Origin of the sequence: Amycolatopsis sp. Hca4, from assembly GCF_013364075.1 — a bacterium.
GTDB lineage: Bacteria > Actinomycetota > Actinomycetes > Mycobacteriales > Pseudonocardiaceae > Amycolatopsis.
In genome coordinates this window covers 9,796,959-9,818,263 of sequence record NZ_CP054925.1, presented here as the reverse complement: position 1 = coordinate 9,818,263, position 21,305 = coordinate 9,796,959, and the positions used below count along the sequence as shown (strand labels likewise).

11 protein-coding genes and 1 pseudogene are annotated in these 21,305 nt (G+C 73.6%); 1 reads left to right on the top strand and 11 read right to left on the bottom strand.

The genetic code is table 11. The features are described 5' to 3' along the window. Positions 1-36 precede the first annotated feature (36 nt). The 10 genes and pseudogenes from HUT10_RS44420 to HUT10_RS44380 form a co-directional block, all read right to left on the bottom strand. Complete coding sequence (locus HUT10_RS44420) at positions 37-849, bottom strand: ABC transporter permease (RefSeq protein ID WP_254897296.1); 813 nt, start codon at positions 847-849, stop codon at positions 37-39. Next, positions 846-4,307, bottom strand: coding sequence for a condensation domain-containing protein (locus HUT10_RS51515; RefSeq protein ID WP_254897295.1), 3,462 nt, complete (start codon positions 4,305-4,307; stop codon positions 846-848). The genes HUT10_RS44420 and HUT10_RS51515 overlap by 4 nt, the downstream gene beginning before the upstream one ends. Next, positions 4,304-10,861, bottom strand: coding sequence for a non-ribosomal peptide synthetase (locus tag HUT10_RS44415; RefSeq protein WP_254897294.1), 6,558 nt, complete (start codon positions 10,859-10,861; stop codon positions 4,304-4,306). Before HUT10_RS44415 ends, HUT10_RS51515 begins: the two co-directional genes overlap by 4 nt. Beyond that, positions 10,861-11,825 (bottom strand): annotated as a pseudogene (locus HUT10_RS44410) (pyridoxal-phosphate dependent enzyme). Before HUT10_RS44410 ends, HUT10_RS44415 begins: the two are co-directional and overlap by 1 nt. After that, positions 11,816-13,036 carry an acyl-CoA dehydrogenase family protein gene (locus HUT10_RS44405; RefSeq protein WP_176176696.1) on the bottom strand — a complete coding sequence of 407 codons (1,221 nt, stop codon included), beginning with the start codon at positions 13,034-13,036 and terminating at the stop codon, positions 11,816-11,818. The pseudogene HUT10_RS44410 and the gene HUT10_RS44405 overlap by 10 nt, the downstream one beginning before the upstream one ends. Then, a complete protein-coding gene (locus HUT10_RS44400; RefSeq protein WP_176176695.1) occupies positions 13,033-13,656 on the bottom strand; it encodes a DUF2786 domain-containing protein in 624 nt (207 codons plus the stop codon). The genes HUT10_RS44405 and HUT10_RS44400 overlap by 4 nt, the downstream gene beginning before the upstream one ends. Positions 13,657-13,659: 3 nt before the next feature. Further along, on the bottom strand, positions 13,660-13,938 hold the full coding sequence (locus HUT10_RS44395; RefSeq protein WP_254897293.1) for an acyl carrier protein: 279 nt from the start codon (positions 13,936-13,938) through the stop codon (positions 13,660-13,662). Positions 13,939-14,029: 91 nt separating this feature from the next. Next, positions 14,030-15,706 (bottom strand): NAD(P)/FAD-dependent oxidoreductase, encoded by a 1,677-nt coding sequence (locus HUT10_RS44390; protein ID WP_176176693.1) that lies wholly within the window; start codon positions 15,704-15,706, stop codon positions 14,030-14,032. Positions 15,707-15,812: 106 nt separating this feature from the next. Further along, a complete protein-coding gene (locus tag HUT10_RS44385) occupies positions 15,813-18,383 on the bottom strand; it encodes an FtsX-like permease family protein (RefSeq protein WP_176176692.1) in 2,571 nt (856 codons plus the stop codon). After that, entirely contained in the window at positions 18,383-19,180 is a 798-nt protein-coding gene (locus HUT10_RS44380) for an ABC transporter ATP-binding protein (protein WP_176176691.1), read from the bottom strand. The genes HUT10_RS44385 and HUT10_RS44380 overlap by 1 nt, the downstream gene beginning before the upstream one ends. Before the next feature lie 154 nt (positions 19,181-19,334). On the opposite strand from HUT10_RS44380, the gene HUT10_RS44375 reads away from it, so the two are divergent. Next, positions 19,335-20,612 (top strand): sensor histidine kinase, encoded by a 1,278-nt coding sequence (locus HUT10_RS44375; protein ID WP_254897292.1) that lies wholly within the window; start codon positions 19,335-19,337, stop codon positions 20,610-20,612. On the opposite strand, the gene HUT10_RS44370 is transcribed toward HUT10_RS44375, so the two are convergent. After that, positions 20,613-21,257, bottom strand: a complete 645-nt coding sequence (locus HUT10_RS44370) for a response regulator transcription factor (protein ID WP_176176690.1) — start codon at positions 21,255-21,257, stop codon at positions 20,613-20,615. Between the last annotated feature and the right edge of the window lie 48 nt (positions 21,258-21,305).

Sequence of the window (21,305 nt, the reverse complement as noted above, 5' to 3'; positions counted from 1 at the left end):
TTCGGCGGGGCTGACGGCGCGCTGACCGCCACCTGACTACGCGATGGTGCGGTACTTGCGGAAGCTCAGGAAGCCGGTCAGCGCCAGCGTGAGGACCAGGGTGATCGCCACGACCACGCCGGGGTGCTGGGCCGGGAAGCCCGTCTCGTCGACCGGCGTGTCCCACATGCGGCGGACCGCCGTGGTCACCGAGCTGACCGGGTTCCACTCCGCCACCGGCCGCAGCCACGCCGGCAGGCGGTCGGTCGACATGAAGGCGTTGGAGAGGAAGGAAAGGCCGAGCGTCGCCACCGCGCCGATGCCGTCGATCGCCTCGGGGTTGCGCAGGGACAGCCCGAGCAGGATGCCGACCCAGATCATCGCGTAGAGGAACACGACGAGCAGGGCGAGCCCGCCCAGCAGCGGCAGGAACCCGGTGTGCACCCGGCCGCCGACGAGCAGCCCGGAGGCGACCGTGATGGCCAGTGCGATCAGGCCGACCACGAAGTCGCCGAGTGAGTGCCCGATCAGCACGGCGGGCCGGACGATCGGCAGCGAGCGGAACCGGTCGGTCAGGCCGCCGTTGAGGTCGGTGGCGACGGCGATCGCGGTGGGCGCGATGCCGGCCAGGCCGACCTGCATCAGCGCGGCCGGGAACAGGAACTCCGGGTAGCTGCCGCTGCCCGGCACGATCACCGCGTCCTTGAACACGTACCCGATCGCCAGCATGGTGATCAGCGGGTTGAGCGTGACCGCGAGCAGGCGGGCGGGCACGTTGCGCAGGTGGGTCAGCCGGCGCCCGGCGAGCGCCAGCACCTCCACCACGGCGTCGGAAACCCGCCCGGTGCGCGCCGGGGTGAGCACAGTCATTCGTCCTCCTCGGAAGAGCCGTCCAGAGCGGCGGCGACGATCCGGCCGATGGCGGCCTGGGCTTGCGGGTGCATCATGAATTCGTGCCCGCAGCCGATGCGGTGCGTCTCGATCGCGCCGTCGACGTGCGGTGCCCAGCGGCCGGGCCGCTCGGCGAGGTCGGCCTCGGACAGCCCCTCGGCGGCCAGGAACAGCCGCAGGCGGCCCGAAAAGCGTGCGGGCTCGTACCGGACCGCGAGCTCGCCGTTGTTGCTCATCACGTCGAGCACGCGGGACATGCGTTCCTCGCCGATCCCGGCCAGCCGCGAACCGCCGCGGCGCAGGACGTCGATGACGGCCGCCGGGGACAGCTCGGCGTCCTCGTCCGCGTCGTGACCGAGGTGCTCGAGGAAGCTGACGAGCAGTTCCTGCCGGGTGGGCGGGGTCTGCCCCGCCGAGCCGACCGGGAAGCTGTCGAGCACGCACAGCGTCTCGACCCGTTCGCCCGCTTCCTGCAGCTGCACGGCGATCTCGTGCGCCAGCAGCCCGCCGAACGACCAGCCGAGCAGGTGGTACGGGCCGGACGGCTGGATCGCGCGGATCCGGGCGGCGTACTCCTCGGCGACGTCCTCGACGCTGACCGGCAGCTCGCCGCCGGAGCCGATGTGCGGCGACTGCAGCCCGTACATCGGCCGTCCCGGGTCGAGGTACTGGACCAGCCCGAGGTACGGCAGGCTCAGCCCGAGCCCGGCGTGCACGCAGAACAGCGGTTCGCGGTCGCCGTCCGGCCGGATCGGCAGCACCGGGGCGAACGGGTCGAGCACGTCGCCACCGTCACCGTCACCACCGTCGCCGGTGCCGGCCAGTGCGGCCAGTCGCTCGACCGTCGCGTGCGTGAGGACGTCCGCGACGGTGAACCGCAGGCCGGCGTTGCGGGCCAGCGCGACCAGCCGCACCGAGAGCAGGCTGTTGCCGCCCAGTGCGAAGAAGTCGGCGTCGGCGTCGACCTCGGGCAGGCCGAGCGTCTCGGCGAACGCCAGGCGCAGGACCTCCTCGGCCGGGGTGCTGCCGTCCGGTTTCGTGGCCGGGGCGGGCAGCCGCGCGTGGTCGAGTTCGCCGTCCTGAGTGAGCGGGACGGCGTCGAGCTCGACGATCGCCGACGGCACCGCGAAGTCCGGCAGTTCCCGCGCCAGGTGCTCGCGCAGGCCATCCCCGCGGCCGACGACGTAGGCGACGAGCCGGTCGTCGCGGACCACGACCTCGGCCGCGGCGACGCCGGGGTGCCGCAGCAGTGCGGCCTCGACCTCGACCGGCCGAACGGCGAACCCGCGCGCCCGCACGGCGCCGTCCGCCGGTTCGAGCGTGCCGTCGAGGTGGCGGCGGACGATCTCGCCGGTGCGGAACATCCGCTCCCCCGGGACGAAGGGGTCGGCGACGAACCGCGTGGCGGTGCGGCCGGGGTCTCCCGCGTAACCGCGGGCGAGGCCCGGGCCGGTGAGCCAGAGTTCGCCGTGTGCGCCCGGCGGGACCGGGTGGAGGGTCTCGTCGAGGACGTACGCGCCGGTGAGGTGCGGCAGGGTGCCGGGTTCGGCGTGGCCGGTGCAGCCACGGTGGTGGAGGTGGACTTCGGCGCCGGCGCGGGAGAGCCGTTCGGTGAGCGGCGCGGCGAGGGGTTCGCCGGTGACGATCAGCCGGACGCCGGCGAGCGCGGTTTCGTGGCCCGCGGCGAGCGCGCGGACCTGGTGGGCGGTGGCGAAGAGGACGGCGGGCAGATCGCCTTCGAGGAGCCGGGCGAGTGCGGGCGCGTCGCCGGCGCCGAAGTGGACGGAGCCACCGGCCGCCAGTGCGGCGAGGGTGACGGGGACGGCATCGGACAGTTCGGGGACGATGACCCGGCTGCGGTCCGGAATGGACTCCCGCAGGGCGGCGACGGACGCGGCGAGGGCCCGCCGCGAGAGGACGGTGCCGTCGGGCAGGTGGGCGGCCGCATGCGCGGGAGACACCGGCACGGCGGCGGAGGAATCGGCCTCGCTCGGCGAGCGGCCGGCCCCGGCCACCGGTGCACCACCGACCCCGCCGGAAGCCGGCGGGCGGGCCACTTCAGTCACCGCGGATTCCCCGGCCGGATCGGTCTCCGCGGCGGATTCCCCGGCCGGTTCGAGCAGCCGATAGGCCGCCCCCGCTTCGAGTGCCGCCAGGACCTGGACCATCCGGTCCACCGGCGAGGCCGTCGCGATCGACACCGTCCACTCCGGACCCGCGCCGCGGGCCTTCAGCTTCCGGGCCTCCGCGGTCACCCTGCGGCGCAGCTGGGCGTGGCTGAGCCGCACGCCGTCCCCGAGCAGCGCCGGGCCGCGGCCGGTGAGCAGCACCGGCAGTTCCGCCGGCTCCACCGGGACCACGGCCGGTTCGGCCGGGGCCAGCTCTATCCCGCTCAGCGGCCGTCCCGGGTCCTCGGCCACCGCCGCCAGCAGCCGGTTCAGCCGCGTGGCGAGCAGTTCCGCCGTCTCCGGGGTGAACAGGTCGGCGCAGTACTCGATGCTGCCCTCCAGTCCCCCGTCGCCCGGCCGCTCGCCGAGCTGGAACGTCAGGTCGAACTTGAACTTCGCGCCGGTCGCCGGGAGGATCTCCGGCCGCACCGCGAGGCCGCCGATCGTGAAGCGCGGGTCCGGGACCTCGTAGTACGACAGCATCACCTGGAACAGCGGCGGCCGCGCCAGCGAGCGCGCGGGCCGGGCCAGCTCGAGCAGGAGCTCGAACGGCAGGTCCTGGTGCGCGTACGCCTCGAGGTCGGTGTCGCGCACCCGGGCGACCAGCTCGGCGAACGTCGGGTCGCGGCCGGTGTCGGTGCGCAGGACCAGCGTGTTCACGAAGAACCCGACCAGGTCGTCGGTCACCGCGTCCGAGCGCCCCGCGACCAGGCTGCCGAGCGGGATGTCCGTGCCCGCGCCGTGCTTGGTGAGCAGCGCGGCCACCGCCGCCTGCAGCACCATGAACACGCTGGCGCCGGACCGGCGGGCCAGCTCGGTCAGTGCCTGGTGGACGGCCGGGGACACCTCGAAGCCGACCGAGCCGCCGCGGAAGGCGGTGGCGGCGCGGCGCGGGAGGTCCGCGGGCAGCCGCAGCTCGTCGGGCAGGCCGTCGAGCGCGGTGCGCCAGTACTCCCACTGCCGGTCCACCGCGGCCCGGTCGTCGAGCAGTTCGCGCTGCCAGACCGCGTAGTCGGCGTACTGCGCCGTCAGCGGTGCCCAGCCGGGCGCGGTGCCCCGCACCCGGGCGTCGTAGGCGGTCGCCAGGTCGCGCGCCAGCACGTCGACGGACCAGCCGTCGCCCGCGATGTGGTGCAGGGCGAGCAGCAGGACGTGCTCGCCGCCGTCCCCGACGCGGTACAGGGTGGCGCGCAGCGGGCGGTCGACGGCGAGGTCGAACCCGCGGGCCACCTCGGCTTCCACGGCCGCGGTGAGCTCGTCCTCGGTCACCCGCGCGGTGGCGAGCGGGGTGTCCGGGCGGACGGCAGCACCCGCTGGTACGGGACGCCGTCGACGTCCGGGAACACCGTGCGCAGGATCTCGTGCCGCTCGACGACGTCGCCGAGCGCGGCCGCCAGTGCCGCCGGGTCGAGTTCGCCGCCGAGCCGGACGGCCAGCGGGATGGTGTACCCGGAGCTTTCCAGGCGGTTCAGGAACCACATCCGGGTCTGCGCGTGGGACAGCGGGATCCGCTCCGGCCGGGCGAGCTTGCGGAAGCCGGCACCCGCCTGGCCCGCGGAGACGAGCCGCCCGGCGAGCCTGCCGACCGTCCGCGCCTCGAACAGGTCGCGAATGGACAGTTCGGCGGCCAACGCGGACCTGACCCGGCTGACGACCGAGTTGGCCAGCAGGGAGTGCCCGCCGATGACGAAGAAGTCGTCGTCGATGCCGACCTCGGGGACGCCGAGGACGTCGGCCCAGATCTCGCACAGGGTGGCTTCGACCGGGGTGCGCGGCCCGCGGGCGGCGGGCCCGGCCTGCTGTTCCGGTGCGGGCAGCGCCTTGCGGTCGATCTTGCCGTGCGCGGTCAGCGGGAAGCGGTCGAGGACGAGGTACGCGCCGGGGACCATGTACGCCGGCAGCTGCGCGGTCAGGTGCTCGCGCAGTTCGTCGGCGGTGGCGGTGCCGGTGACGTAGGCGACGAGCCGCCGGTCGTTGCCGGTGCCGTGCACGGTGACGACCGCTTCGCCGACGCCCGCGTGCGCGGCCAGGCCGGCTTCGATCTCGCCGAGCTCGACGCGGTGACCGCGGATCTTGACCTGGAAGTCCCGCCGCTCCACGAACTCCAGCTGACCGTCCGCACGCATCCGGACCCGGTCGCCGGTGCGGTACATCCGCGTTCCGGCCTCCCCGAAGGGATCCGCGACGAACACCGCCGCCGTCCTGGCCGGATCGCCGACGTAGCCGCGGCCGACGACCAGGCCGCCGACGAACAGCTCGCCGATGGCGCCCGGGGGCACCGGGCGCAGTTCGTCACCGAGCACGTAGAGCCGCGAATTCCGCACCGCACGGCCGATCGGCACCACGTCGGGACCGGACCGGATCACCGCGTGCGTGACGTCGTCCGAGCACTCGGTGGGGCCGTAGGCGTTGACCAGCGGCACGTCCGGGAACCGGGCGAACCACCGCGAGCACAGGTCCGGCGGCAGCGCCTCACCGGTCACGACCAGCCAGCGCAACCCCGCCAGGTCCGGCTGCTGCCCGGCCAGGTCCCAGGAGTCCAGGGCCGCGCGCAGCAGCGACGGCACGACCTCCAGCACCGAGACACCCTCGTCCCGGATCAGCCCGAACAACGCGTCCGGATCCGCCGCCACGACCCGCGACACGACCCGGACCCGGCCACCGACCAGCAGCGGTGCCAGCATCTGCCACACCGAAACGTCGAACGTCACCGGCGCGTTCTGCACCACCACGTCCGAGGGTGCCAGACCGAGGTCCTCGACCTTGGCCAGCAGGTGGTTGACCATCCCCCGGCGGTGGACCATCGCGCCCTTCGGGCGGCCCGTCGAACCCGACGTGAAGATCACGTACGCCAGGTCCAGACCGGCGTCGCCGGCGGGAACCGGCGCCCAGTCCTCGTCTTCGGCGTCGTCCAGGACCACGATTCCGGTGTCGCCACCGGCGATCTCGGCCGCCAGGTCCTCGAAACCGGGGCCCACCACGACGGACGCGGCGCCGGAATCCGCCAGCAGCCCGGCCAGCCGGGCCACCGGCAGCGTCGGGTCCAGGGGCACGTACGCCGCCCCGGCCCACAACACGCCCAGCACGGCCGTCACGAACCCGGCTCCCGGGTCGGCCAGGATCCCGACCACGCCGTCACCCAGGCGGCGGGACACCGCGCTCGCCCGGCCGGCCAGCGCTCGGTACGAAAGCCACGCCCCGCCGTCGGAGAGGGCGGGCGCTTCCGGGGCCGACAGCGCGAACTCGCGCACCCGGGCCACCACGTCGGGACCGACCGGCCCGGTGGCACCGGCGCCGCGCTCCAGTTCGCCCTCCGGCACCACGTCGATCGCGCCCAGCCGCACCGACGGATCGGCGATCGCGGTGCCGAGCAGGTGCCGGAACACGCCGGTGATCCGGGCGACCCGCTCGGCGTCGAACGCCTCGGGCGCGTAGTCGAAGCAGAAGGCCAGCTCGCTGCCCGGGTTCACGACCAGGCTGAGCGGGTAGTGGCGGGAGTCCTCGGTGACCGCGTCGAGCACGCGGACGTCGTCGCCGAGGACGACATCGTTCTGCTCGCCCTCGGCGGGCACGTTCTCGAAGACGATGGCGGTGTCGAACAGCTCGCCGGTGCCGGCGAGAGCGGGGACGTCGTGCTGCACCTCGGCCAGCCCGACGTGCTGGTAGGCCGACATCCGGGCCTGCTGGTCGCGCAGGTGGACCAGCAGCTCGGTCAGGGTGCCCGCCGGGTCGAGGTCGGCCCGGACCGGCACCGTGTTGATGAACATCCCGACCATGCTCTCCACGCCCGGCAGCTCGGCCGGGCGCCCGGAGGTGACCGAGCCGAACACGACGTCCCGGCGCCCGGTGAGCCTGCCGACCAGGATCGCCCAGCACGCCTGCACGACGGTGTTGAGCGTGAGCTCGTGCCCGCGGGCCCACGCCACGAGTTCGGCGGTCTCGTCGCGGGACAGCACCAGCTCGGCGGACTCCGGCACCGCCGTCAGGTGGCCGTCGAGCTCCGGCGCCACCTTCGTGGGCTCGGTGAGGCCGTCGAGGACTTCGCGCCACGCCTGCCGGGCTTCCCGCTCGTCCTGGCGGCCGAGCCAGGCGAGGTAGTTCCGGAACGAGGCAACCTCCGGCAGCGCGGCCGCCGGGCCGTGGGTGTACAGCGTGGCCAGCTCGCGGATGAGGATCGGCACCGACCAGCCGTCGGTGGCGATGTGGTGCGCGGTCCAGAGGAAGCGGTGGCGCCCGGCCGCGATCTTGATCAGGGTGAACCGGACCAGCGGCGGGTGCGCCAGGTCGAACCGGCGTTCGCGGTCCTCGGCCACCAGCCGGCCCAGCCGCTCCTCGCGGTCGGCTTCGGGCAGCGCGGACAGGTCGAGCTCGGTCCAGGGCAGGCCGACCTCGGCGGCGATCAGTTGCACGGCGTCGCCGCCGCGGCGGTGCCGGAAGTAGGCGCGCAGGGTGGCGTACCGGCGCAGCAGCGCGGCGCACGCCTGGCGCAGCGCCTCGACGTCGAGCGGTCCGGCGAGGTCCGCGGTGGCCTGCACGGTGTAGACGTCGACGCCGTCCGGGTCGAACTCGGCGTGGAACAGCAAACCCTGCTGCAGCGCGGAAAGCGGCCAGGCGTCCTCGATCCGGCCGCCCTCCGGCGCCAGCTCCCGCAGCTCGTCGCCGGTCAGCTCGACCAGCGGCCCGTCGGCCACGACCACGGCTTCGGCACCCGGCTCGCGGACGGCGACCTGCTCGGCGATCGCGGCCGGGGTCCGGCGCTCGAGGATGTCGCGCGGGGTCAGCTCGATGCCCGCCGTGCGAGCCCGCCCGGCCACCTGGATCGCGCTGATGCTGTCGCCGCCGAGGGCGAAGAAGTTGTCGTCGATGTACACGCGCGGCACCGAAAGCACCTCGGCGAGGATGTCGCAGACGACCGTCTCGACGGTGTTGCGCGGGCGGCGCCCGACGACCTCGGCCCGGAAGTCCGGGGCGGGCAGCGCCGCGCGGTCGACCTTGCCGTGCTCGGTGAGCGGCAGTTCGTCGAGCACGACCAGCGCCGAGGGCACCATGTAGTCCGGGAGCAGCTGCTGGGCGGTGCTGCGCACGTCACCGGCGTCGATCGGCGTCTCGGCGTCGACGCCGACGAGGTAGCCGGCCAGTCGCTTGCCGCCGTCGGCGTCGGTGAGCACGCGCACGACGGCGTCCAGGACGCCGGGCACGGACCGCAGCACGCTTTCGATCTCGCCGAGCTCGATGCGGTGACCGCGGATCTTGACCTGGAAGTCCCGCCGCTCCACGAACTCCAGCTGACCGTCCGCACGCATCCGGACCCGGTCGCCGGTGCGGTACATCCGCGTTCCGGCCTCCCCGAAGGGATCCGCGACGAACACCGCGGCCGTCCGCGCCGGGTCACCCACGTAACCACGGCCCACCACCAGGCCGCCGACGAACAGCTCGCCGACCGCGCCCGCGGGCACCGGGCGCAGCTCGTCGCCCAGCACGTACAACCGGGAATTCCGCACCGCGTGGCCGATCGGGACCACCTCGACGGCCGACCGGATCACCGCGTGCGTCACGTCGTCCGAGCACTCCGTCGGGCCGTAGGCGTTCACCAGCGGCACCTCGGGGAACCGCGCGGACCACCGGGCGGTCAGGTCCGGCGGCAGCGCCTCGCCCGTCACGACCAGCCAGCGCAGCCCCGAGACATCCGGGTGCTCGCCCAGGGCCCAGGAGTCCAGCGCCGCCCGAAGCAGCGACGGCACGACCTCGAGCACCGACACACCCTCGTCCCGGATCAGGCCGAACAAGGCGTCCGGATCGGCCGCCACCGCGCGGGAAACCACCCGGACCCGGCCGCCGACCAGCAGGGGTGCCAGCATCTGCCACACCGAAACGTCGAACGTCACCGGCGCGTTCTGCACCACCACGTCCGACGGCGCCAGCCCGAGGTCCTCCACCTTGGCCAGCAGGTGGTTCACCATCCCGCGACGGTGGACCATCGCGCCTTTCGGGCGGCCCGTCGAGCCCGACGTGAAGATGACGTACCCGAGGTCCAGCCCGGCATCACCCCGGGGAACCGGGGCCCATTCGACGTCCTCGGCGTCGTCCAGGCCGACGATCGCGGCTCCGCCGCCGGCCGCGGCCACCACGGAGGCCGCCAGGTCCTCGAAGCCCGGACCCACCACCACGGCGTTCGCGCCCGCGTCGGCGAGCAGCCCGGCCAGACGGGCCACCGGCATCCCGGTGTCCAGCGGCACGTAGGCCGCGCCCGACCACAGCACGCCGAGCACGGCCGACACGAACCCGGCCCCGGGCTCGGCCAGCACGCCGACCAGGCCGTCACCGGTCAGCCGGCGCGACAGCGCGCTCGCCCGGCCGGCCAGGGACCGGTAGGAGACCCACTCCCCGCCGTCGGCCACCGCGGGCGCGTCCGGCGTGGCCAGCGCGAACTCGCACACCCGGGCCACGACGTCGTCGCCGACCGGCCCGGCCGCACCGACCCCGGCGGCCAGCAGTTCACCCAGCTCGTCGGCGGACACGACGTCGATCGAGCCCAGCACCGCCGAAGCGTCGGCTTCGGCGAGCCGTCCGACGAAACCGGCGAGCCGGTCCAGGTGCGCCAGGACGCCCTCGGCGTCGTAGAGGTCGGGGTTGCCGTTGAGGTGGATCTCGATGGTGTCCTCGGTGACGTCGAGGACGGTCAGCGAAAGGTCGTTGGTGATCCCGGTCGACAGGTTCATCACGCGCGTGTGGCACGCGCCGAGCCGCAGGCCGGGCTCGGGCGGCAGCACGTTGACGAACGGGCCGCCGAACGGGCGGCGCTCGTCGCTGCGCACGCCGATGTCCCGGCGGATCTGGTTGACGTGGTAGCGCTGGTGCTTGAGGGTCGCGGCGAGCTCGCTCGAAGCCTGGGAAAGCAGCTGCGCGATCGACATCTGCGGCTCGACCAGCATCCGGAGCGGCAGGTAGTTCGCGACCATGCCCGGGGTCGCCCGCGAGCGCACGCCCGCGCGCGCCGCGACCGGGACGGTCAGCAGCAGGTCCTTGATGCCCGAAAGCCGTTGCGTGTAGGCCGCCATCGCGGCGATGAAGAACGTCGGCAGCGTCACCTTCGCGGCGGCGGCCGCCTCGCGCACGGCCTTCGCCGTCTCCGGCGGCAGCACCATGGTGCGCCGCAGGAAGCCGCGGGCCGGGGCCGGTTCCTTGCCGGACAGGCTGACCAGGTCGGGGGTCGTGTCGAAGTGCCTGCTCCAGAACGCCTTGTCCCGCAACCGGTGCGAGGAGTCCTGGTAGGCGAGGTCGGCGTCGAGCAGCAGCCGGAACGGCGGCAGCGCGGTGGGCCCGGGGTCCTCCCCGTTCAGCAGCGCGTTGTAGAGCTCGCCCAGCCGTCGGTGGCAGATCGCCGCGCTGAAGCCGTCGCCGATGAGGTGGTGGGTGGTGAGGTACCAGAAGTGCCGCTGCTCCCCCACCTTGATCAGCGCGCCGCGGAAGAGCGGGAAGTCCTCCAGCGAGAACGGGTTCCGCATGTCCTCGTGCATCCAGCCGAGGGCGGCGGCCTCCGGGTCGGCTTCCCCGGTGACGTCCGGGTAGCGGATCGGGAGCTCGTCCAGCGGCTCGATGAGCTGCCGCGGTTCACCCTCGACCTCGACGAACCGGGCGCGGAAGCACTCGGCTTCGTCGGCCAGCGCGCGCAGGGCGGTCCGGAACACCCCGACGTCCAGCGGGCCGGTGATGTCCAGGTAGTCCGCCATCGCGTAGGCGAGGCCGCCGCCGGAGAGCTGCTCGTCGTACCAGACGTCGGTCTGTGCGGTGGACAGGGGCAGGAACGCGTCGACCGCGGTCATCAGGGCACCTCGAAGAGTGTTTTGGCGTACGGGGTTTCGTGTTCGGCACCGGCGGCCAGCGCTTCGGGCCGTAGTTGTCCTTGACCCACTGGTCCTGGTAGATCGTGTCCAGGTAGCGGTCACCGAGGTCGGGTGAGATCACCACCGCCGTGGCCGCGTCGTTGTCCTCCAGCCAGTCCAGCGCGCCCGCCAGCACCATGCCGGAGCCGCCGCCGAGCAGGAAGCCGCTCAGCGCGAGCCGGCGGCACGCCCGGATCGCGGCCGCCTCGTCGACGCGCACCAGATCGTCCACGAGGGACATGTCGATGACCGGGAACCGCACGCTGGTGCGCACCGACGTCGTGCGCCGGGCGGCCCGCGGCCCGGGGCCGACGCACTCGACGGCCACGATCCGCACCTGCGGCCGGACCTGGCGCAGGTAGCGGGCGCAGCCGGTGAGCGTGCCCGCCGAGCCGACCCCGACGAAGAGCACGTCGAGGTCCGGCACGGTGCGCAGGATGTCCGGGCCGGTCGAGCGGAAGTGGGCCATCCAGGCGCCGGCGTTGACGTACTGGTCCAGCCAGGTGTAGCCGTCGTTCTCCGCGCACAGCCGGCGCACCAGCCGCAGTCCCGCGGCCGGGTCGGCGGCGACCAGCACCTCGGTGCCGAGGTTCTGCATCAGCTGCCGGGTGAGCAGCGTGCTGCGCGGGTCGGTCACGCAGACGAACCGGTAGCCGCGGCTGGCCGCGACCAGGCTCAGCGCCACGCCGAGGTTGCCCGACGACGTCTCGACGATGGTCGAGCCCGGGCGCAGCACGCCCGCGCGCTCGGCCAGCGTCACCATCTCCAGCGCGGGCTTGAGCTTGCTCGACCGCGCGAAGTTGAAGCCCTCGCACTTCATCAGGACCCGCCGGCCGACGATGCGTTCGAGGTCGACGTACAGGTCCGTGACGTCGAACTCCTCCGGCCTGGTGATCACCTGCACGACGCACCTCCGGTCGGCGTCTTCCCGGCGTGCGCGGGAAAGGGCTCACCCCGGCCGACCTTGCCGGCGACCAGGCCCTGGAAGACGGTGAGCTTCTGGATGTTGCCGGCGCCTTCCATGAACTCGACGCCGCGGGCGTCCCGGACCAGCTTGTCCAGCGCCGGGTGGTCCCAGCGGGCCGACGGCCCGAAGAAGCCGCAGGCTGCGAGCGTGGCCTCCTCGGCCAGCCGGCACGCTTGCGCCTTGGCGGCCGAGGCGAGGTGGCCGCGCGAGCCGTCGGCGTCGACCTCGATGGCGGACAGGTGCACCAGGTGGCGGACCCCCTCGATGCGCCGGCCCAGCTCCTCGAGCCGGTCGCGGCCGTCACGGCCGATCCCGCCGTGTTCGGTGCGCACGTAGTCGTGCGCGGCCGCGGCGATGCCGACCGCGATCGCGGCGACACCCGGCCGCAGCCGGTTGAAGGTCTGCACGCACGCCCACATGCCCCGCCGGGCGGGCGAGCGGTCCCGGCCGAGCACGCGCTCGGCGGGCACCTCGACGCCGTCCAGCGTCACCTCGCAGATCCTCGCGGCCCGCAGGCCCAGCGACTCCAGCGGCCGGGCGTGGAAACCCGGGTCCGCCGTGTCGACCAGGACCGCCGTCACGCCCAGCGGGCCGGGCCCGGTGCGGGCGAACACGACCCCCAGCGCGGCCCGGGCGGCGTTGCCGACGTACTTCTTGCGGCCGTCGAGCCGGTGCGGCCCGCCGTCCGGCGAGATCTTCAGCGCCGTCTCCAGCGCGGTGGCGTCGGAGCCGCGATCCGGCTCGGTGAGCGCGAAGAACGTCCAGGTCGGCCGCTCGAGGAGCCGGCCGTAGAACCACTCCTTCTGCTCCCGGTCGGCCAGCACGTCGACGAGCACGCCGGACATCGACGCGCCCGGGCCGGCCAGCATCAGGCCGGCGTCGCCGCGGGCGAGCTCTTCGAGCACCACCGCCCGCTCGATCGCCGTCATGCCGTGGAAGCGGTGGGCGCCGAGGCGCAGGCCGGCGCCCCCGAACTCCTCCGGGACGAGCATGGTGGCCAGGCAGCGGACGCCGGCCAGCTCCAGGAGCTCGCCGACGCCGTCCGGGTCGGTGTCGAGCCCGGCGCCCGCGGTGCGGAACTCCGCACCCCACTGCCGGGCCGCGTCCCGCAGCGTCACCAGCCGCTCGTCCAGCACGGTCGCCGTCACGCCACGGCCTCCGGCGTGTAGGCCCCGGCGAGCAGCTCGGAGACGTCGGCGACCTCGCCCGCGCCACCGCGGACGTACCCCGCCGCGCCCAGCAGGCGCAGCAGGACGCGGTCGGTTTCGGTGAGCCGCCGGTGCAGGTAGGCCAGGGCCTCCGGCGGCGGGCCCGCCTCGTGCGCGGTCAGGAAGGCGCGTACTTCGAGCTGGCCGGTCAGCGCCTCGGCGACGGCACCCTGGACCATCTGGCGGCGCAGCAGGGTGGTGTCGCCGCTGCGCCGCCCGCCCAGGTAGGCGAGCCCGGTGTCGAGCAGGGCGCCGGACAGGCCCAGCCGCAGCCACACCGACCCGGTCGCCAGAACCGGGTCGGGCCCGCCCGCGGGCCGCGGGGCCCGCACCAGGACGACGGGGCCGCCGGGCAGCTCCGCCGTCCGGACCACGAGCACGTCGCCGTCGCGGTCCGCCGGTCCGGCCGGCCGGACCGCGGCGCCACCGGCCCCGGCCGCGTCCGCCCCGGCGGGCAGGGCCGCGTGGAGCACGGCCAGTGCCGGGGCCATCCCTTCCGCCCGGGCGGTGTCGTGGCACCGCACCCAGGTCGCCGTGATCGGCGGCGAGATCGTGGTCATCGCTCAGGCGGCCATTTCCGCCGAGACGAACCGGGCCAGCGACCCGACCGACTCGAAGTGGCTCATTTCCAGGTTCTCCGCGTCGAATTCGATGCCGAGCGCCTCTTCCAGCTGCATCAGCAGCTCGAGCACGCCGGTGGAGTCGAGGCCGGCGTCCGCGAGCCGGGTCTCCGGGCCGAGGTCGGCCACCTCCGCCTCCAGCACCGATTCGAGTGCGGCGCAGATGCCCGCGACGACGCGGTCGTCCAGGACCTCCGCCGATCCAGCCACGGTTTCCGTCACTTCACTCACCATTCCCTTCGTAAGACAGCAGCAATTACCCCTGGCCAGGACGAACCGGGCCGCGAGTTCTTTTCTTTTCCGGGTGGCGTCCCTAGCCCGCCACGACCCGGTCGAGCAGGGCAAGCCCACGGGCCTCGCGCCGCCGCAGCCCCCGTGAGGTGCGCAGCGGGTCCCAGCCGGGCTCGCGTTCCGGGAGCAGTTCGGGGTTGCCCAGCGCGCCCTCCGCGAGCACCGGACGGCCGAGGATCGTCGAGGCGCACAACGCGCCTCCGGTGGCGACCCCCACGATCCCGCCACCGTGCAAGATGCTCTGGCCGGTCAGGTAGAGACCGTCGATGCCGGAATCGATATCCGGCCGTTGCCCGACGCGGCCCCAGGTCTGCAGGCCGTAGGCGCTGCCCCCGGTCGAGAGCGTGTAGCGCTCCTGGGTCAGCGGCGTCGACGTCTCGGCGTGCACGAGGTGCTTGCGGAACGGGCCGATCGCCGCCTCGGCGAGGTCCAGCATCTGTTCGGTCAGCCGGTTCTTCGCGCCGAGGTAGCCGGGTTCGCGGCGGTACCGGGCCCCGTGCGCCGGGCCGTCGGCGAGCCCCCAGTGCGCGTAGCCGGGCGGGCAGGCGGTCATGATCTGGAAGTTCATGTGCCCCGGCGGGCACGCCGAGCCCGGCACCGGGTCCTTCAGGGACGCGAAGGACAGGAACGCGAACGGCAGCTCGTCGAGGTCGCCCGCCTCCACCCGCGCGTAGGCGGCTTCGACGTCTTCGCCCGGCCAGTACCAGATGTTGGCGCTGGGCAGCGGGAGCTCGCGGTCGAGCGCGACGTAGCAGACCGCGAGCGGCAGGCGCATCGTCGCCGTCTCCGCGCGGGCCACCACCGGCTCGGGCAGGTTTTCCCGGCCACCGCACAGTTCCAGCACCGTGCGGCGGTAGTCCGCATTGGACACCACGATCGGGGCCCGGTGCACCGTGCCGTCGGTCAGCCGGACGCCGGCCGCCTTGCCGCCTTCGACCAGGATCTCGTCGACCCGGGTGCGGGTGAGCAGCGTCCCGCCGTGCGACTCCAGCAGCTCGACGAACGACGCGGCGATCACCTGGCCGCCGCCCTCGGGGTAGTAGGCGCCGCGCAGGTAGTCGTCGAGCATCATCGTGTGCGCGACGACGAGGGTGCCGGCCGGCGCGGACCCGTAGTTGCCGGACTGGGCGGCCAGCACCGTGCGCGCCCGCGCGGACAGTCCACAGTGGTCGAACAGCTGCGCCAGCGTCCGGCGGCTCCAGCGCAGCATCACGGCCGGCACCCTGGCCGCCGGGCCGTCCGCGGAGGCGGACTGGCGGCAGGCCCGCGCGACGGCCGAGCAGATGTCGACGTAGCGGGTGAGGCCCTCGGCCTCGGCGGGCAACGCGGCCCGCAGGCGGTCGGCGTAGCGGTCCCACCCGGTCGGCACGTCCACCGTGACACTGGGCAGGACGATCCGGTCGAAGCCGTCGGGGTCCATCGGGTGGAAGCGCACCCGGTCGCCGAGGCCGAGGCCGGAGAGCACCCGCGGCAGCAGGCCGTCCGGTCCGCAGTCGCCGAGGTAGTGCACCCCGACGTCGAACTGGTAGGCACGGCGGCGGCGGAACACGTGGCTGTTGCCGCCCGCGACGTCGTGCTGCTCGAGCACCAGGACGCGCATCCCGCTCGCCACCAGGTAGCCGGCGCAGACGAGCCCGCCGATCCCGGAGCCGACCACGATGGCGTCCCAGCGCCCGGCGGCGTTCTCTTCGGTGTTCACGCCCCGACGCTATGCCGGAGCGGTGACCTCGGGCTGACCGCGCGCTGACAATCTGGGGGAGAGCTCGTCAGCGCGACTCTGGGGTCCCCGGCCCGCCCGAGGTCACCTATTCAGGGGCGACCGTCGAAGGCGACGGCCTGGTGCGCAACGTGAACCACGTCGGCGCGCAGGTGGCCACCACCGTCAGCACGACGGCCAGCCCGAGTATCACAAGATATATCCACAAAGGACCGGACGGGAAGGGGCTGTCCGACACCGCCGCGCTGAAGGGCACCAGCATCGACGCCGCGACCAGCGTGCCGAGGAAGACGCCGATCGCGGCCACGATCCCCGCCTCCACGGCCATCATGCGCATCACCTGGCCCCGCGTCGACCCGATGAGCCGCTGCAGCCCGAACTCGCGCCGCCGGTCCGCCGTCGCCATCACCAGCGTGTTGACCATCGAGATCGCGGCGTACACCAGCAGCAGCCCGACGATCAGGTAGTTGACCCAGGCGTTGGCCTGGACCTCGGCCAGGAACGCCTTGGTGAGCGCCTCCCGGCCGGCCACCTGGACGCCGTCGACGTCCCCGGTGCGGCTGCGCAGCGACGCGAGCAGGTCGCCTTCCGCCGTCCCCGGTTGCGCCATGACGAGGATCCGGTCGGCCGCGCCGGCCGCCGTGTGCGGGGCGAGGGTGTCGGCCGGCATCAGCGCCGACGCCGAGGACGCCGTGGTCCGCAGGGTCGCGACGACGTCCAGGGTGGCCCGGGAACCGTCGCCCAGCCGCATGACGATCTTCGCGCCCACCCCGACCCCGAGCCGCTGCGCGAGGTCCGCGGGCAGCGCGATGGTGTTGCCGTGCAGGGCGTCGAGCTGCCCGGTCGCGACCAGGCTCCCCCACGCCTTCGCCACGCCGTCCGCCGTGACGCCGGTGAGGTCCACGCCGTCTTCGTCCTGGGTCGCGTCCGAGGGCTTTTCGTTGTACCCCTTGCTGGTCACGAACGCCGTCGCGCCGGCGACGCCGGGGGTCTGCTGCACCTTGGCGATCAGGTCGGGCGGCAGGTCGCCGGTCGCCGAGGTCACCACGGCGTCGGCGAGCAGCGAATCGGTGTACTGCTTCTCCGCGACCGCGACCTCGGTGGTCTGGAAGTACAGCATGAAGATCGCCAGCCCGGTGGCCAGCATGATCGGCGTGACCGCACCGGCCATCGGCATCCAGCGGGCCCGCGCGTTGAGCGAGGCCAGGTAGCCGGGCAGGCCGCCGAACGCGCGGATCGGCCGGCGCAGCAGCCCGACCAGCAGCTTGGTCAGGCCGGGGGCGAACAGCGCGACCGCGGTCGCCACCAGCGTGACGGCCGGGCCCGCCGTGCTCGCCGCGAGCGGGCCGTCGACGACCGTGATCGTCAGGTAGGCCAGCGCGACCGCGCCGATCAGGCTGGACACCCCGAGCCACAGCCGCGCCGGGGTCAGCCAGCGGGTGGGGATCGCCGTCTCCCGCATGGCTTCGACCGGCCGCGTGCGCCCGGCGTACCGGGCGGCGACGAAGGCCGCGCCCCACGCCGAGCTCAGGCCGACGATCGCCGCGGCGACGACCGGGTAGAAGCCCTGCTCGAACTTGAGCACCGGCTGGATCACGCCGAAACCCGTCAGCCGCCCGAAGAGCCACTCCCCGAGCAGCACGCCGGGGACGATCGCGAGTGCCGTGCCCAGCGCGCCGATGATCATCGACTCGCCGGTGATCATCCGGCTCAGCTGGCGCGGGGTCGCGCCGATCGCCCGCAGCATGGCCACCTCGCGGCGGCGCTGCTGCACCGAAAGCGTCAGCGTGCTGGCGACGACGAACATCGCGACCTGCGCCGCGAGGCCGCCGAACACGGCCGCGAGGATGATCAGCAGCTCGCCGTCACCGGCCGCCTTCGCGAACTCGGCGGAACCGCGCGCGTCGCCGGTCAGCGTCACCGCGCGCTGGTCGTGCACCGCGGCGGCGACCTTCGCGTCGACGGTGGCGACGTCGGCCCCGGGCGCGAGCTGGACGCCGAACGCGTCCACCTGCCCGGCCGCGGCCTGCAGCCCGGCGGCTTCGGCGGGCGAGAAGAACACCGCGTCGGCGGCCATCACGCGGCCGGCGTCGGCGATCCCGGTGACCTGGTAGGAGTGCACGCCGCCGCGGACGGCGATGTCGGCCTTGGCGCCGACGTGCGCGCCGATCCGGGCCGCGGTGGCGGAATCGAGCACGACCTCGCCCTCGCGGATCGGCGCGGTGCCTTCGGTCAGCCGGTAGGGCGCCAGCTCGGCGGAAACCCAGCTGTGGCCGGCCTGCGTGCCGGGCACCGACGGGCCGCCGGAGTCGCCGAGCACCTCGGCGTGGAAGGAGACGTCGGGGACCACGTGCGCGACGCCGGGCACCGCGCCGATCGCGGCCGCGAGGCCGGCGTCGAGCCGGACGCGCTCGGACAGCGTCGCGGTCTCGTGGTAGGCGTCTTCGCCGTGGCCGACCGTGGGCAGGTCGTAGGACTGGTTGCCCGCCACCACGATCGGCGCGGCGGCCAGCCGCTGCGGCGGGATGACGGTCCGGATGCCGGTCTCCATCAGGCCGCCGCAGGCGAGCATCACGGCGGTGCCGACGAACACCGAGACGAGGGTGGCGATGAAACCGCCGGTGCGGTGGCGCAGGGTGCGCAGGACGAGGGTCAGCATCAGCGCGTCAGCTCGCTCAGCCAGGGGCCTTCCTGCTGCGGCCGCTGCTCGGCGCGGGCGACCAGGCCGGTCATCCGGCGGGCCACCTCTTCGGGGTTCGGCTGCCGCAGCTCGTCGACGACGCGGCCGTCGGCGAGGAAGAGCACGCGGTCGGCGTAGGAGGCGGCGACCGGGTCGTGCGTGACCATCACGATGGTCTGCCGGGACACGCTCGTCGCCTGCCGCAGCAGGGTGAGCACTTCCTGGGCCGACCGCGTGTCGAGCGCGCCGGTCGGCTCGTCGGCGAAGATCACCTCGGGGTGGGTGACGAGGGCGCGGGCGATCGCCACCCGCTGCTGCTGCCCGCCGGAGAGCTCGCTGGGCCGGTGGTTGCGCCGCTTGCCGAGGCCGACCTGGTCGATGACCCGGTGCACCCAGGCCGGGTCGGCCCGCCGTCCCGCCAGCCGCAGCGGCAGCGTCACGTTCTGCTCGACGTCCAGCGCGGGCAGCAGGTTGAAGGCCTGGAACACGAACCCGATCCGGTCCCGCCGCAGCCGGGTCAGCTCGACCTCGCGCATCGCGCTGAGGTCGGTGCCGCCCAGCACGACCGAGCCGGACGTCGGCTTGTCCAGGCCGGCCGCGCAGTGCAGCAGCGTGCTCTTGCCCGAACCGGACGGTCCCATCACGGCGGTGAACGTGCCACCGGCGAAGCCCGCCGTCACGTTGTCGAGGGCCAGCACCTGGGCCCGGTCCTTGCCGTACGCCTTGCGCACGGACAGCAGCCGCACGACTTCGGCCGTGTCGCCTTGCTGGTACATCTGCGGCTCCCCTACCGTGGCTTCGCTTTCGCGTTTTCCTTACCGGGACCACGGTACGAAGCCGGTGGCCCGATTCCGAGGGTGCTAGGGAGCGGAAGTTTGCGGGGGTTAGCACTACCGCGAAGACGGCTTCCGCCTGCGCATAATGGGCGCCATGACTAGCGGAAGCCCGGTCGCCACCATGACGCGGTCGCTGCTGCGCGACGGCGGGCCGGCGACCCTGCGCGGCGGCGCGCTCGCCGTGCTCGCGGTGACCGAACTCGTGATGTTCGTCGTCGTGGTCACCGCCGGCTCGCTGATCGGCGTCGGCGTGGGGCTGTTCATGCTGCCCCCGGCCGTGCTGCTGATGCGGTCGCTGACCGACCGGGTCCGCGCGTCGGCCGAGGCGTGGTCCGGCGTGCGGATCCCGTCGCCGTACCTGCCGGAGCCGGCCGGGAGCACCCCGCTGCGCCGCTGCCACCACCTGCTCGGCGACCGCGCGAACTGGCGTGACGCGCTGTGGCTGGTGGTGGACAGCTCCCTCGGCATCCTGCTGACCCTCACCCCGCTCCTGCTGGTGCTGCACGGGATCCGCGGGCTCACCATGCCGTTCCTGGTCGGCACCGAGGCCGCCGAGTGGCTCGGCAGCTGGTACGTCGTGATCCCGGTGGACGACCAGCCGACGGCCTGGTTCGCCGCCATCCTCGGCCTGGCCCACTTCCCGCTCGCGCTGTGGTGCGCCCCGCACCTGCTGCGGCTGCACGCGCGGCTCGCGGCCACGCTGCTGTCCCCGACCGAAGTGACCCGGTTGACCCACCGCGTGCAGCACCTGTCGGAAAGCCGGGACGACGCCGTGGGCTCGCAGGCGACCGAGCTGCGCCGCATCGAGCGCGACCTGCACGACGGCGCGCAGACCCACCTCGTCGCGATGGGGATGACGCTCGACGCCGCCATGCGCGTGCTCGACTCCCACCCCGAAGCCGCGCGATCCCTGATGGACGAAGCGAAGAACAGCTCCGCGAAGGCGTTGCAGCAGCTGCGCGACCTCGTCCGCGGGATCCAGCCGCCGGTGCTGGTCGACCGGGGCATCGCCGACGCGATCCGCACCCTGGCCATCGAAAACCCGCTGCACATCGAGACGACGATCGACCTGCCCGGCCGTCCGTCGCTGGCGGTCGAGACCGCCGCGTACTTCTCGGTGTCCGAACTGCTGAACAACGCGATGAAGCACTCGGGCGCGCAGAGCGGCTCGATCAACGTCCACTACGAGTTCGGCCGGCTGGTGATCAACGTCAGCGACAACGGCCGCGGTGGCGCGAACACCGAGGGCGGCTCGGGCCTGCGCGGCATCGAGAAGCGGCTCGCCCCGCTCGACGGCTTCATCACGATCCTCAGCCCGCTCGGCGGCCCGACCATGGTGACGATCGAGATCCCCTGCGGCCTGGCGCCCTGATCAGTGCTTCAGGTACGCGAGCACGGCGAGCACCCGCCGGTTCGCGTCTTCCGACTGCGGCAGGTTCAGCTTGGCGAGGATGTTGTTGATGTGCTTGGAAACGGCCTTCTCCGAGACGACCAGCACGCCGGCGATGTTGCTGTTGGAGCGGCCTTCGGCCATCAGCTTGAGGACTTCGCGCTCCCGCGCGGTCAGCCGTTCCAGGCGGTCGTCGCGGGTGTTGTGCGTCAGCAGCCGGGTCACCACGTCCGGGTCCATCACCGTGCCTCCGAGTGCGACCTGGCGGACGGCGTCCACGAACTGGTCGCCGTGGAACACGCGGTCCTTGAGCAGGTAGCCGACCGAACCCTCGCCGTCGGCGAGGAGTTCGTCGGCGTACAGCCGTTCCACGTACTGCGAAAGGACGAGCACCGGGAACCCCTGGATGCGCCGCCGCGCTTCGATCGCGGCGCGCAGGCCCTCGTCGGTGAACGACGGCGGCAGCCGGATGTCGACGATGGCGATGTCCGGCCGTTCGCGCAGCATCGCCTCCAGCAGGTCCGGCCCGTTGTCGACGGCCGCGCTGACCTCGAATTCGTGCGCCTCGAGCAGCCGCACCAGACCGTCCCGGAGCAGGAACTGGTCTTCTCCGATGACCACGCGCACTCGTCCGTCCCCCGCTTTCCGAACCCGGCTGCCGACCACGCCCATCTT

Coding starts and splice junctions, on each gene's coding strand:
- HUT10_RS44385 (WP_176176692.1), bottom strand. CDS start 18,383: ATGCTGACCCTCGTCCTGCGCACCCTGCGCCACCGCACCGGCGGTTTC.
- HUT10_RS44415 (WP_254897294.1), bottom strand. CDS start 10,861: ATGACCGCGGTCGACGCGTTCCTGCCCCTGTCCACCGCACAGACCGAC.
- HUT10_RS44400 (WP_176176695.1), bottom strand. CDS start 13,656: ATGACCACGATCTCGCCGCCGATCACGGCGACCTGGGTGCGGTGCCAC.
- HUT10_RS44380 (WP_176176691.1), bottom strand. CDS start 19,180: ATGTACCAGCAAGGCGACACGGCCGAAGTCGTGCGGCTGCTGTCCGTG.
- HUT10_RS44420 (WP_254897296.1), bottom strand. CDS start 849: ATGACTGTGCTCACCCCGGCGCGCACCGGGCGGGTTTCCGACGCCGTG.
- HUT10_RS44375 (WP_254897292.1), top strand. CDS start 19,335: ATGACTAGCGGAAGCCCGGTCGCCACCATGACGCGGTCGCTGCTGCGC.